Source organism: Pontixanthobacter aquaemixtae (assembly GCF_009827395.1).
GTDB classification, from domain to species: Bacteria; Pseudomonadota; Alphaproteobacteria; order Sphingomonadales; family Sphingomonadaceae; genus Pontixanthobacter; species Pontixanthobacter aquaemixtae.
Genome location: NZ_WTYX01000002.1, coordinates 812,015 through 823,792, shown reverse-complemented (window position 1 = coordinate 823,792; position 11,778 = coordinate 812,015). Strand labels below are relative to the sequence as shown.

The window sequence follows — 11,778 nt, the reverse complement described above, 5'->3', positions numbered from 1 at the left end:
GGCAGAGCGCGATGCTCTGGATTGCCGCGCAACCTTTGGTTGCTCGCAATGACGAAAGCCTTGTCAGAAGAAGAACTGGAAGCTCAAGAGGACGCCCGCCGGGCTGAACTCGCCAAACGCGCGTCCAAGCTGTTTTCGGGCCGTGTCGACTTCCTGCTATCCGCGCCGCAGCTTAAATTTCTGCCCGAACCGACCGTGCCCGAAATCGCCTTTTGCGGGCGTTCCAATGTCGGCAAGTCGAGCCTGCTGAACGCGCTGACCGGCCGCCGGAGTATCGCGCGCACATCGGTGACGCCGGGCCGCACGCAAGAACTCAACATTTTCGAAGTGGGTGACCCGACGCTGTTCCGGCTGGTCGATATGCCCGGCTACGGCTTTGCCAAGGCACCGGTCAAAGTGGTCGAGCGATGGAAATCGCTGGTCAAAACCTATTTGCGCGGGCGGCAAGTGCTGCACCGCACGCTGATGCTGGTCGATAGCCGCCACGGGCTTAAAGAAGTTGATCGCGAAATGATGCGGATGCTTGATGAGGCCGCTGTCAGCTACCGCATCGTTCTGACCAAAACCGACAAGATCAAAGCCAGCGCGCTCGAAGCCGTCGCGGCCAAAGTCGCCGATGAAGCCGCCAAACACCCCGCTGCCTTCCCCGAACTGCATTTGACCAGCAGCGAAAAAGGCATGGGGATCGAGGAACTGCGCGCTGCGGTACTGGGCGACGCGGGGGTTTAGGTCGTAACCGCTACGCGGGATTGTCCAGCCTAGCGTTCGAAAAGCATGCTGTCGTCAGCAAATGCCTTCATCTCCAGCGCGTTTCTGGAAGGGTCGCGGAAGAACATCGTTGCCTGTTCGCCCGGCTTACCCTTGAAGCGGATGGTTGGTTCAATTTCGAACCTTGTGCCGGCCGCGCGCAGCTTTTCGGCAAGGTCTTCCCATTGATCCATCGTCAGCACCACGCCGAAATGCGGAACCGGAACACCATGGCCATCGACCGGGTTTTTGAGCGCATCGCCGCCTCCGCCCTCGGACAAATGCGTGACGATCTGATGCCCGTAGAAATCAAAGTCGATCCATTGGCCCGAGGAGCGCCCTTCCTCGCAACCAAGCACGCCGCCGTAAAATGCGCGCGCGGCGGCAAGATCATTGACGGGAAAGGCGAGATGAAAGGGGCGTAGGGACAACTCATTCTCCGTCGCCTCTGCTGAGGCAGGGGTCTAGATAAGGGCTATATCCGGCATAAGAATGCCGTCTGGCAAGCGGATTGGTGATTGTGATGCCATCTTGATCCCTGCCTTCGCAATGATGACAGAGGCATTTTCCTACTCCGAAACTTTCCGCCATAGAATTGCGGATGACCCCGGACGAAGCCCGAACCTATCTGAAAAGCTACCTTGCGCAGCTTCGAAACCCCAATGCGCGGGTGGGTTTGGGCCCAGAAATTTTGGCCCAGGACTGTGGTCCATGTGGTCCATCTGTTCAGGCTCGACATAGAAAGGATGAACGCCTACGGCACGTTTCAGGTGGCAATAAGGTAACAACGATGAAGCTGATCATCGGCAACAAGAACTATTCGAGCTGGTCGCTGCGCGGCTGGCTGGCGATGAAGCAATCGGGGCTCCATTTTGACGAGATTATCGTCAATATCGGCGGTGAAGAATGGGCCACGGCTAAAAAGGAATCGGGCGAAATCATGCCGGCGGGCAAGGTCCCGATCCTGTGGGACGGCGACACCGTAATCTGGGATAGCCTGGCGATCATGGAATATTGCGGCGACAAGGTCGGCCGCGATCGGTTCTGGCCGAAAGACGAAACAGCGCGCGGCATGGCGCGGTCTATGGTTGCGGAAATGCACAGTTCATACATTCCGCTGCGCAGCGAATGCCCGATGAATATGCGCAAGCGTTTCGAAGGCGTGACCATCAGCGAGAATACCAAGGGGGATATTGTGCGTATTCTTACGCTGTGGGCAGAAGCGCGTGCGCGCTTTGGACAGGGCGGGCCCTATCTGTTCGGGACGTTCGGCGCGGCCGACATATTTTACGCACCGGTGGTCAGCCGGTTTCTGACTTACGGCATCGGTGTTCCGGCCTTCGCCGAAACCTACATGCAAGCGCTGTGGGAACATGAATGGATGCAGCACTGGCTAGCCAGTGCAGAGGACGAGCAGTGGGTATTAGAGCAGTACGAGACCAATCCTTCGGCGTAATCGCGCGGCTTGTTGCCACGATTGCGATCATCAGCGCCAGCGTGCTGCCACCACCGGCGCTTGCCTGGGGCGGCTATGGACATCGCACGACCGGCCAGATTGCCTTGGCCAATATCAAGCCGGAAACGCGGCGCGCGCTCGAACAATTGCTCAAATATGAGAAGCAGCTAGGCACGCCCGAATGCGCATTGAAAACGCTGGAAGACGCGACGGTGTGGCCCGATTGCGTCAGGCGCACCCGCTGGCGTTGGGGCTATACGGCGGCATGGCATTATCGCACGACACCGGTTTGCGACGCCTATGAGCCTTGGAAGAATTGTAGCGGTGGCAATTGCGTGACCGCGCAAATCGAACGCAACCAGCGTTTGCTGGCTGACGAGAGCCTGCCCGCGCATATCCGCCTCGAAGCGCTCGCCTTTATGGTGCACTTTGTGGGCGATATTCACATGCCGCTGCATTCGGGCGACAAGGATGATCGCGGCGGCAATGACCGCAAAACGGCGTATGGCATCGTGCCCGATATGAACCTGCATTGGATCTGGGACGGTGCCTTGGCAGAGCGCGCGATCACTTCGACCGAGCGGCCCATGGTGCGCCGCTACAGCGCAGCAGAGCGCGCCGATTATGGCGGCGGCGAACCGGCCGATTGGGGCCGCGAAAGCTGGCAGGCCGCGCGCGATTTTGTCTATCCGAACGCTTTCAATACCGATCCCTGCGCCAGTGACTTGCCCGATGAGGCTGCGCTGACGCAGGAGGACATTGTCGAGGCGATACCGGTGGCGCAGCGGCGGATCCGCCAAGCCGGGCTGAGGATGGCCGCAATGCTCGATCAGGCCTTTGCACCCGGCCCGCTGCCGGAGCCAGAATCTTCCCGCTAGGGAATCCGCTCGGCGGGGTAGCGCGTGCCGTCCTTGCGCGCATATCCTTCAGCATCGAACATCATATCGATGTCGGGATATTCGCCCGAATCCTCTTCGCGGGGCCCCGCGCTGACCACGACAAAGCAGCAGTCGCTGGAGGAACGATTGACCAGATGATGCCCGTTCTTCGCGCCCGCCGCCCAGCTCAGCACATCGCCCGGCCCGACAGTTATCTCGCCGTCGTCCTCGACCAGCTGCGCTTCACCGCTGATCATCACCAGCAACTCGTCCTGCGCGCTGTGCCAATGCCGCTGCGACGACCAAGCGCCGGGTTTCAGCGTGACATGGCTCGCGCCCATCTTGGTCAATCCCGCCGCCGGAGCAAGCCTGCGATACCAGCGTCCCTCGACCTCTCTATCAAATGGCGACGGATAGCCTGTCGCGTTGGTCTGGGGGATCGCTTCAAGATCAAGTTTGGGCATGGCAGGATTCTCCGGCTGGTAACGGGTTGCGGTGTGGTTTAACCAGACGGTGATGAACAACGCCATAGACCTTGCCGAAAAGCTGATCTCCGCGCCCAGTGTAACACCTGCGACTGGGCTGGTGTTCGATGTGATGGAAGCAATGCTGGAACCGCTCGGTTTTGAGGTTCATCGCTTTGTAAAAGGCGAAGAGCCCGATGGTCCGGTCGAAAACCTGTTCGCCATCCGGCGCGGGCCGGAAGGGTCGAAACACTTTGCCTTTGCCGGGCATCTGGACGTGGTTCCCCCCGGCGAAGGGTGGACCAGCGCCCCCTTCGCTCCCGAACAGCGCGGCGATCTTCTCTATGGGCGCGGCGCGGTGGATATGAAGGGCTCGATTGCATCGATGGTCGCGGCGATGGCGGATGTCCCTGCCGATGCAGGCACAGTCAGCTTCATCATCACCGGCGACGAAGAAGGCCCCGCAGTCTATGGCACACGCGCGCTGATCGATTTCATGAAGGAAAGCGGCGATACGCCCGATCTGTGCCTTGTGGGCGAGCCGACTTCGGTCAACCAGCTTGGCGATATGATCAAAATCGGGCGGCGCGGTTCGGTCAATATCTGGATCGAGGTTGAGGGGACGCAGGGGCATGTCGCCTACCCGCATCTGGCCGACAACCCGCTGCCGAAACTGGTCGCGATCCTGGCGGAGCTCGATGCGCTTGTGCTCGATGAGGGGACCGAGTGGTTCCAGCCATCCAACCTTGAAATCACCGATCTCGAAGTGGGCAACCCCGCGCATAATGTCATTCCGGCCAAAGCCACCGCGCGCATTTCCATCCGCTTTAACGATACGCATAGCGGCGCGTCTCTGTCGGAACTGGTAGGCGCGATTGCGGAAAGGCACGGGGGCGCAGCGAAGCCGATCATCTCGGGCGAACCGTTCCTGACGCCGCCGGGGGACTTCAGCCGGATAGTCGCCGAAGCGGTGAAAGCCGAAACCGGCCTCGATCCAGAGCCTTCGACGACGGGCGGAACGTCCGACGCCCGCTTCCTGCGCGCTGTATGCCCAGTGATCGAATTCGGTCTGTGCAATGCAACCATGCACAAGCGCGATGAGGCCGTTGCGATGGAAGATTTGCAGACCCTTGCGCGGATATACGCACGGATCGCGAAAGCCGTGCTCAGCGCTTAGGCTTCTCCAGCACCTTCTTGCGGAAGCTGCACAGATCGGTCAGCTGGCAGCGCCAGCATTCAGGCGTGCGCGCTTTGCAGACATAGCGGCCATGCAGGATCAACCAGTGATGCGCATGCAGGCGAAAAGGTTGCGGAACGCGTTTATCGAGCTTCTTCTCGACCGCATCGGGCGTCTTGCCCTTGGCCAATCCGGTCCGGTTTCCGACGCGCAGAATATGCGTATCGACCGCAAAGGTTTCCTGCTTGAACCAGCAATTGAGAACGACATTGGCGGTTTTGCGCCCGACACCCGGGAGCGTAACCAACTCGTCGCGATCATCGGGCACTTCGCTGCCATAATGATCAATCAGCCGCTGCGAGAGCAGGATCACGTTCTTTGCTTTCGAATTGAACAGGCCGATTGTCTTGATGTGCTCTTTCAGCCCATCCTCGCCCAGCGCAACCATTTGTTCGGGCGTCGTAATTTCTGCGAACAACCGGCGCGTTGCCTTGTTGACCCCGACATCGGTTGCCTGCGCCGACAAGGCGACCGCAACCACAAGCTGGTAGGCGTTGCCATATTCCAGCTCCGTCTCCGGCTCGGGATTGTCTTCTGCCAAACGCCGGAAGAATTCGAAGATCTGGTCCTTGGTCAAAGGTCGAGAACCTGCGGCATTGTGTAACGGCCAGCAGCGCGTCCAACCAACCACTCAGCCGCCTTCACTGCACCGCGAGCAAAGATCATCCGGTTCTCCGCGTTGTGCGTGAGAGTGAGGCGTTCCTCATTGCCTGCGAAAGTGACGCTGTGATCACCCGCGACGGTTCCGCCGCGCAAGCTGGCGAAGCCGATCGCACCTTGCCCGCGCGCGCCGGTTTGGCCGTCTCTGCCGCGTTCGGAGTTTGCGGCCAGATCAATGCCCCGCCCCTTGGCGGCGGCTTCACCCAGCAGCAGCGCGGTGCCCGAAGGCGCATCGACTTTCATCCGGTGATGCATTTCGACAATCTCGATATCCCAATCATCACCCAGCCGGGACGCAGCCTGTTCGACCAGATGCGCGAGCAGCGTCACGCCATGCGATGTGTTGCCGGTTTGCAGAACCGCGATCTGCTGAGCCGCCTTGTCGATGGCGGTATGATGCGTGTCATCCAGTCCGGTGGTGCCAATGGCCACGGGAACGCCCGCCGCGATGGCAGCGTCTAGATTCGCCTGCAGTGCTGCGGGCGCAGAGAAATCCACCAGCACATCGGCCTTTGCGGCCAGCGCGCTGACATCATCACCTTGGTCCGCCCCGCCCGCATAATCATGCCCTGCATCCGCAATCGCTTGCTGTAGGGCACCACCCATGCGGCCTTTGCTGCCGATAATGCCAATCCTTGTCATAAGTAGAACTCCGCTCGGGCTGAGCTTGTCGAAGCCCTGCACTTTCTTCTAGCGTGGTAAAAGGAAAAGCAGCCCTTCGACAAGCTCAGGGCGAACGGAGAAGGGCATTTGGGCACTGAAATTGGCAATATCGTGATTCTCACCGGTGCGGGGATCAGCGCGGAAAGCGGAATCGACACATTCCGCGACGGCGGTGGATTGTGGGAACAGCATAAAGTCGAAGATGTTGCCACGCCCGAGGCGTTCCAGCGTGACCCCGATCTGGTGCTGCGCTTCTACGACATGCGGCGCGAGGCGATCCAGACCAAGCAGCCCAATCCCGCGCATGAGGCATTGGCGCGGCTTGAACGCGAATGGGGCGGAGAGGTGCTGATTGTCACGCAGAATGTCGATGATCTGCACGAACGCGCCGGAGCGAAGAACGTTCTGCATATGCATGGGACGCACCTGAATGCGTGGTGCATCGCCTGCGACAAGCGCTCGCCCTGGACCGGGCCGTTGATCGACCGTCCGGACTGCCCGGCTTGCGGCGCGAAGGCGCTGCGCCCCGATGTCGTCTGGTTTGGTGAGATGCCGTACCGGATGGAGGAGATTTACGGCGCGCTCCGGCAGGCTGACCTGTTTGTATCGATAGGAACGTCGGGTGCTGTTTATCCGGCAGCAGGCTTTGTCCGCGATGCGCGGCAATTGGGTATGCAAACGCTGGAACTCAATCTGGAACGGAGCCAGGGTTCAAATTGGTTTGAAGAATCGCGGCTGGGCAAGGCAAGCGAGGTTGTTCCCGCCTGGGTGGCTGAAGTGTTAGCGGGGTAGTTGGAGAAGGTATCGACATGCGCAATTTTGTAAGCCTCGGCTTGGCCGCCGCTTTGGTTGTTTCCGCACTACACGGCAGCGAAAGTGCAACAGCGCGCGAATCAAGCATTCAGGAGACGACCGTTTCGAAATATGTGGCGGCGTATAATATCCGCGATCTCGAACTCATGCGCTCCATGATGCATGCTGAAATCCAATGGATTGCAATCGAAGGCGGCAATTCGGAAATCGTCGCCAATGGCCGCGATGCGCTGGCCGAACAAATGCAAAGCTATTTTGCATCACCAACCAAAATTTGGAGCGCATTTGACGATGTGATCGAGAATGGCCGGTTCCTGACCCTGCGCGAAACAGCGCATTGGCAAGCCGCCGATGGCACGGTGAAATCGCAGTCATCAATCGTGGTTTATGAATTTGAAGACGCGCTGATCCGCCGTGTTTGGTACTATTCCGCCCAAAACTAAGAACACGCCCTGCACTCAGGGTCCTTCGCGATGTTGAGTGTACGCATCGCCGGTTTCAGTCCGTCGAGCATGTGCAGCTTGCCCCAGCCCGGATCGCCTAGCGCAGCTTTGCCTTCCAGCAACAACCGCACCGCCTGCATCGCGGCAAAGCTGCCCGCCCATCCGGCCATCGCGCCCAGCATTCCGTCATCGGCGCAAGTGTCACAATCATCGGCATCGAAGGCATCGCCAACATAGCAGCGGTAACAAGAGTGTTCGGGCAAATGGCCAGCAAAGGCGGCAACCTGCCCCTGAAAGCGGCCGACCGCAGCGCTGAGCAACGGAATGCCCAGCGCGACGCAGCTGTCCGAAACGGCGAGGCGTGTTGCAAATGTATCGGTTCCATCGAGGACCAGTCCCGATCCTTCGAGCAAGTCCGCAGCATTTTCGCGCGTTACCCTGTCATCGCGCACATCGACTGCGATCTCGCTGTCAAAATTGGCCAACCACCGGCGCGCGGCGACGGCTTTGGAATGGCCGATATCGCGCTGCGTATAGATCGTTTGACGCTGCAGATTGGACAGCTCGACATCGCCATCATCGATCAAGCGGATCTGCCCGATCCCCGCACCTGCGAGATATTGCAGCGCCGGGCTGCCAATACCGCCAAGGCCGACAAGCGTGACCTGCGCCTCGGCCAGGGCGACCTGGCCCGCGCCGCCCACTTCGGGGATCACGATATGGCGCGCGAAACGGTCAAGGCGTTCGGGGGATAGGGTCATGGAAAAGCTGTTGGCAGGAAGTGGAGAGGCTGTCGATGCTGTTTGCTTTGCCTCAAGCGCCGGCGGTCGGTTGTCCCACCTTCGGTGGTTCAGCTTCGCTTCCCGCTCCCTTAGGCTACCGCCCTACCGGGCGACGCGCGTGCAGGACCGAGTCATTCCCGGCTTTTGCAGTATCGCTCTAGTCCGGTTCGCCACTAGCGAACCGCAAGGGCAACTGCCCGCCCGAGCTTATGCGAGGTAGCCAAGCGAGCCGGATGGCTCGCGCCCGGCAACTGAGGGTCTAAACAAAAGACTCCGGCGACTGAGGGACTCAACAAATGAATCAGCTCTCCAGCTGACGCAGAAGACTGCGCACATCGCCATCCATATCCGCATCGCGTGTGCGCAAATCTTCGATAAGGCGCACGGCGTGAATCACGGTCGAGTGGTCACGGCCACCAAATTTGCGGCCGATCTCCGGATAGCTGCGCGGGGTCAGGACCTTTGACAGATACATCGCAACCTGGCGCGGGCGAACCACAGCACGCGCGCGGCGCTTGCTGCTCATCTCGCTGCGATCAATGCGATAGAACTGGCATACCGTCCGCTGGATTTCGTCAATCGTGATCCGGCGGCGATTGGCCGAGAGAATATCGGTCAATTGTTCTTCGGCCAATTGCAGCGACACGGTTTGTCCGGTGAGCTGCGCATAGGCGATCAGCTTGTTAAGCCCGCCGACCAATTCGCGAACATTGCGCGTGATAGTGCGCGCGAGGAATTCAATCACATCGGCAGGCACTTCAAGCGGCGCAAAGCGCGTTAGTTTCGATTCGAGAATCTTGCGGCGCAGTTCGATGTCGGCTGCAGCGATATCTGCGACAAGGCCCATCGACAGACGGCTGAGCAAGCGCGGTTCAACACCGTCCAGAGCTTGCGGCGCACGATCCGCGGCAAAGACCAGCCGTTTGCCTTCGGCCAGCAGCGCGTCGATCGTATAGAGCAGCTCTTCCTGAGCGCTCGCCTTGCCGATGATGAACTGTATATCGTCCACCAGCAACAGATCGAAGCTGCGCAGGCGGGCCTTGAATTCGATCATCTGATTCTGTTTCAGCGCCTGGACAAATTCGACCATGAAGCGTTCTGCAGAACAGTAGAAAATGCGCGAACGCGGATGCGCGGCAAGATAGGCATGGCCAATCGCATGCATCAGGTGGGTCTTGCCCTGACCGGTAGCCGCTTTGAGATAAAGCGGGCTGAATTGCGGCGTTTCGGTAGCCGCCATACGCTGCGCGGCATTGCAGCCGAGAATATTGGTTTCGCCGGTCACAAAGGCGGCAAAGGTCAGCGAGGGGTCCAGCCCGACCGAAGAGGTAAAACCCTGCTCGCCGATTGTACCGGCGGCGACAGCGATCATCGACGAATCGGCGCCATCATTGGCTGCGCTTGGCCCGCTTCCGTAATCGCTGCCCAGATTCATATCGGGAACTTTGCGGCGTCCCGGATGAACTTGAATGCGGACATTGCGAATATCGCTCTTGGCAATCTTCCAGGCGAGCGAAAGGCGGTCGGCAAAGCGATCCTGCACCCAGTTTGCAGAGAATTCGGTCGGCAGAAACAGATCGAGCGTTCCGGTGTCTTTGCAGAAACCGCCCACTTGAATCGGCTTGATCCACTGGCTGTGAAGCTGGTGCCCCAGATCCTTGCGCAAACCCTGACTGATGTCAGACCAGTCTGCCGCCAGATTTACCGCTTCGATATCTTCCACGCCGTCCTTCTTCGTCGCCATCTGACTCGTCCAAACCCCAAAAAATGAACCGGCCCACAAACCGGTTGTTCCTGCCCCAAATTTCAGGTTCAGATCAGGCACAGCACTGCCATCTCCCGGAAGCGAGTTTCCGGGACATCCCCCAAACACAAATTTCTAAAAGCCCAGGCTGTCCAGCCCCGAGCACGCAGCCATTTATGGACTTGTCGGTGCTTGAAGCAAGGGGGAAAACTGTAAAAAATCTGAAATAAAATGGTTGACTCGCTGCATGCCGCAGGCGTCCGTTCAACAGCCTGTTTCTCTTACATTTTTGCAAAGCAACATTTGCGAATCGTGGACTATCCTAGGGTTTCTGAAATCCACGTTGAGGATTCGGGGCAATCGCTGCGCTGCAACAAAAAAGGCCGGCACCATCGGCACCGGCCCTTAGCTGTTTTTGATCTTCAAGCCGGAGCGAATCGCTCCGCCGAAAAACGAATCAGAGCGCAGCAACTCGTTTGGAGAGGCGCGACAATTTCCGCGAAGCGGTATTCTTGTGCAGAACGCCGCGCGCAACGCCGCGTGCGAGTTCTGGCTGTGCTGCTCTAAGAGCTTCGGCTGCAACTTTCTTGTCGCCGCCTTCAACAGCAGCTTCGACCTTCTTCACGAAGCCGCGAATGCGGGTCATGCGCGCGCCATTGATTTCAGCGCGGCGGTTGTTGCGGCGGATACGCTTGCGGGCTTGCCGTGTATTAGCCATGTTAATCCTTTGTCAGACCGCTTTCCTGCGGCCAGAGTTCTTCAATTGGTTCGTTCGGAAACGGCAGATGTCTGCCAGAAGCCGCGCGAATTAGCGAGAGAGGCGCGAATCGTCAATCGATTCTGGAATTAGGCGCTGAGCTTCTTGCGGCCACGTGCGCGGCGCGCGCGAAGAACTTTGCGGCCACCTACAGTCTTCTTACGTGCGAAGAAGCCGTGACGGCGTGCACGCACGAGATTGCTTGGCTGGAAAGTACGCTTCATAATTACCTCGGGTATCAATAAAAAAGGGCCACCAAAAGAGGCGGCCTCCTGTATGGAGCGGCCAGTTACGGGAGCAATGCGCTCAAGTCAAGATAGGCAATGCGCGGTTCGGCGCGTTTTTCGCCCTGGGTTGCAATCGTGGTGACCTCAGCCTGGACAGCAGCTGAAGCCGGATCCTTCTGCCCCAGCCACTCGCGCATATCCTGCGCGGTCAGCCACTTGGCATCCGCAAAATCAACCGAGTTGGTCATGGCATAGAATGCGGTCGCTTCGGCAGACGTCATGCCCATCTCTTGGTAGTAGTTCAGATACATCAGGTTAGGAGCAGCAGTCATCGCAAAGTCGCTTGGCTGCCGGCCCTGTCCGTCGATCCAGGAATGGACTGCAAACTCAGCGCCGTCATCGATGCGGCGATTCGCACCGGCCAGAAACAGTTCGACAGCGCCCGAGCGGACCGAACCGCCATTGGGCACATGCGTATCTATGCCCGCAGCGCGCAGCATCCGGCCGACTTTCATATTGGCGCGGTCATCATCGGTGCCCGGTGCCTCGACAAGTTTGAGAGTTTTCAAACCGGGAAAATCGCGCAACATCGCTGCAAAATCGGTTGGCGAGGAACGGTCAGTCACGCCGACCAGTTCCGCATGCGCATCATCGATCACGCGAAACGGGCCGTAGCTGGCAATGGCTGCGCTCTCTGGCGCGGAGTGTGCGGGAGCGGAAAGGGCACCGGAGGCAAGACGATCGGCGCCGTCTTCCACCCGCACCCATTTCTGCTGGGCTTCGTTCCATTCCTCAACATAGGTCTCGACCGAAAGCAGCTGCGCAGAGGCAGGCGCTGCAATCAGGCTGAGAAACAGGATAAAGGTTTTTACGACGCTTCGCATAGTGTCTCTATGCAAGACAGTTT

General features: G+C 59.1%; 15 protein-coding genes. 6 read left to right on the top strand and 9 right to left on the bottom strand.

Going from position 1 to position 11,778, the window contains the following annotated elements:
* Positions 1–48 precede the first annotated feature (48 nt).
* Positions 49–729 (top strand): ribosome biogenesis GTP-binding protein YihA/YsxC, encoded by a 681-nt coding sequence (gene yihA, locus GRI41_RS12945; protein WP_160605477.1) that lies wholly within the window; start codon positions 49–51, stop codon positions 727–729.
* 29 nt (positions 730–758) lie between these two features.
* On the opposite strand, the gene GRI41_RS12940 is transcribed toward yihA, so the two are convergent.
* Positions 759–1,178, bottom strand: coding sequence for a VOC family protein (locus GRI41_RS12940; RefSeq protein ID WP_160605475.1), 420 nt, complete (start codon positions 1,176–1,178; stop codon positions 759–761).
* Between the two features lie 359 nt (positions 1,179–1,537).
* On the opposite strand from GRI41_RS12940, the gene GRI41_RS12935 reads away from it, so the two are divergent.
* Positions 1,538–2,203 carry a glutathione S-transferase family protein gene (locus tag GRI41_RS12935; protein WP_160605473.1) on the top strand — a complete coding sequence of 222 codons (666 nt, stop codon included), beginning with the start codon at positions 1,538–1,540 and terminating at the stop codon, positions 2,201–2,203.
* Positions 2,164–3,081, top strand: coding sequence for a S1/P1 nuclease (locus GRI41_RS12930; RefSeq protein WP_328600558.1), 918 nt, complete (start codon positions 2,164–2,166; stop codon positions 3,079–3,081). The genes GRI41_RS12935 and GRI41_RS12930 overlap by 40 nt, the downstream gene beginning before the upstream one ends.
* Here the strand turns inward: GRI41_RS12930 and GRI41_RS12925 are convergent.
* Positions 3,078–3,545, bottom strand: a complete 468-nt coding sequence (locus GRI41_RS12925) for a cupin domain-containing protein (RefSeq protein ID WP_160605881.1) — start codon at positions 3,543–3,545, stop codon at positions 3,078–3,080. The genes GRI41_RS12930 and GRI41_RS12925 overlap by 4 nt on opposite strands.
* Before the next feature lie 52 nt (positions 3,546–3,597).
* On the opposite strand from GRI41_RS12925, the gene dapE reads away from it, so the two are divergent.
* A complete protein-coding gene (gene dapE / locus GRI41_RS12920; protein WP_160605469.1) occupies positions 3,598–4,722 on the top strand; it encodes a succinyl-diaminopimelate desuccinylase in 1,125 nt (374 codons plus the stop codon).
* Here dapE and nth read toward each other — a convergent pair.
* The gene (gene nth, locus GRI41_RS12915; RefSeq protein ID WP_160605467.1) at positions 4,712–5,359 is read right to left on the bottom strand and encodes an endonuclease III; all 648 of its coding nucleotides are present in this window, start codon (positions 5,357–5,359) and stop codon (positions 4,712–4,714) included. The genes dapE and nth overlap by 11 nt on opposite strands.
* The gene (dapB, locus tag GRI41_RS12910) at positions 5,356–6,084 is read right to left on the bottom strand and encodes a 4-hydroxy-tetrahydrodipicolinate reductase (protein WP_160605465.1); all 729 of its coding nucleotides are present in this window, start codon (positions 6,082–6,084) and stop codon (positions 5,356–5,358) included. The genes nth and dapB overlap by 4 nt, the downstream gene beginning before the upstream one ends.
* A gap of 108 nt (positions 6,085–6,192) precedes the next feature.
* On the opposite strand from dapB, the gene GRI41_RS12905 reads away from it, so the two are divergent.
* A complete protein-coding gene (locus GRI41_RS12905; protein ID WP_160605463.1) occupies positions 6,193–6,897 on the top strand; it encodes an NAD-dependent deacylase in 705 nt (234 codons plus the stop codon).
* A 17-nt stretch (positions 6,898–6,914) separates the two neighbouring features.
* Positions 6,915–7,361, top strand: coding sequence for a nuclear transport factor 2 family protein (locus GRI41_RS12900; protein WP_160605461.1), 447 nt, complete (start codon positions 6,915–6,917; stop codon positions 7,359–7,361).
* On the opposite strand, the gene GRI41_RS12895 is transcribed toward GRI41_RS12900, so the two are convergent.
* From GRI41_RS12895 to GRI41_RS12875, 5 genes are all read right to left on the bottom strand, one after another.
* Complete coding sequence (locus GRI41_RS12895; RefSeq protein ID WP_160605459.1) at positions 7,358–8,122, bottom strand: HesA/MoeB/ThiF family protein; 765 nt, start codon at positions 8,120–8,122, stop codon at positions 7,358–7,360. The two genes, GRI41_RS12900 and GRI41_RS12895, sit on opposite strands and share 4 nt — an antisense overlap.
* 322 nt (positions 8,123–8,444) lie before the next feature.
* Positions 8,445–9,887, bottom strand: coding sequence for a chromosomal replication initiator protein DnaA (gene dnaA, locus GRI41_RS12890; RefSeq protein ID WP_160605457.1), 1,443 nt, complete (start codon positions 9,885–9,887; stop codon positions 8,445–8,447).
* A gap of 457 nt (positions 9,888–10,344) precedes the next feature.
* Complete coding sequence (gene rpsT / locus GRI41_RS12885; RefSeq protein ID WP_160605455.1) at positions 10,345–10,605, bottom strand: 30S ribosomal protein S20; 261 nt, start codon at positions 10,603–10,605, stop codon at positions 10,345–10,347.
* A 128-nt stretch (positions 10,606–10,733) separates the two neighbouring features.
* Complete coding sequence (gene rpmH / locus GRI41_RS12880) at positions 10,734–10,868, bottom strand: 50S ribosomal protein L34 (protein ID WP_067784371.1); 135 nt, start codon at positions 10,866–10,868, stop codon at positions 10,734–10,736.
* A 65-nt stretch (positions 10,869–10,933) separates the two neighbouring features.
* Positions 10,934–11,755 carry an alpha/beta hydrolase gene (locus GRI41_RS12875; RefSeq protein WP_160605453.1) on the bottom strand — a complete coding sequence of 274 codons (822 nt, stop codon included), beginning with the start codon at positions 11,753–11,755 and terminating at the stop codon, positions 10,934–10,936.
* Between the last annotated feature and the right edge of the window lie 23 nt (positions 11,756–11,778).

What these genes read in the sequence shown, in the direction of transcription:
- rpsT (WP_160605455.1), bottom strand. Translation starts at nt 10,605, where the DNA reads ATGGCTAATACACGGCAAGCCCGCAAGCGTATCCGCCGCAACAACCGC.
- dnaA (WP_160605457.1), bottom strand. Translation starts at nt 9,887, where the DNA reads ATGGCGACGAAGAAGGACGGCGTGGAAGATATCGAAGCGGTAAATCTG.
- GRI41_RS12875 (WP_160605453.1), bottom strand. Translation starts at nt 11,755, where the DNA reads ATGCGAAGCGTCGTAAAAACCTTTATCCTGTTTCTCAGCCTGATTGCA.
- yihA (WP_160605477.1), top strand. Translation starts at nt 49, where the DNA reads ATGACGAAAGCCTTGTCAGAAGAAGAACTGGAAGCTCAAGAGGACGCC.
- GRI41_RS12895 (WP_160605459.1), bottom strand. Translation starts at nt 8,122, where the DNA reads ATGACCCTATCCCCCGAACGCCTTGACCGTTTCGCGCGCCATATCGTG.
- GRI41_RS12935 (WP_160605473.1), top strand. Translation starts at nt 1,538, where the DNA reads ATGAAGCTGATCATCGGCAACAAGAACTATTCGAGCTGGTCGCTGCGC.
- dapE (WP_160605469.1), top strand. Translation starts at nt 3,598, where the DNA reads ATGAACAACGCCATAGACCTTGCCGAAAAGCTGATCTCCGCGCCCAGT.
- dapB (WP_160605465.1), bottom strand. Translation starts at nt 6,084, where the DNA reads ATGACAAGGATTGGCATTATCGGCAGCAAAGGCCGCATGGGTGGTGCC.
- GRI41_RS12900 (WP_160605461.1), top strand. Translation starts at nt 6,915, where the DNA reads ATGCGCAATTTTGTAAGCCTCGGCTTGGCCGCCGCTTTGGTTGTTTCC.
- rpmH (WP_067784371.1), bottom strand. Translation starts at nt 10,868, where the DNA reads ATGAAGCGTACTTTCCAGCCAAGCAATCTCGTGCGTGCACGCCGTCAC.
- GRI41_RS12925 (WP_160605881.1), bottom strand. Translation starts at nt 3,545, where the DNA reads ATGCCCAAACTTGATCTTGAAGCGATCCCCCAGACCAACGCGACAGGC.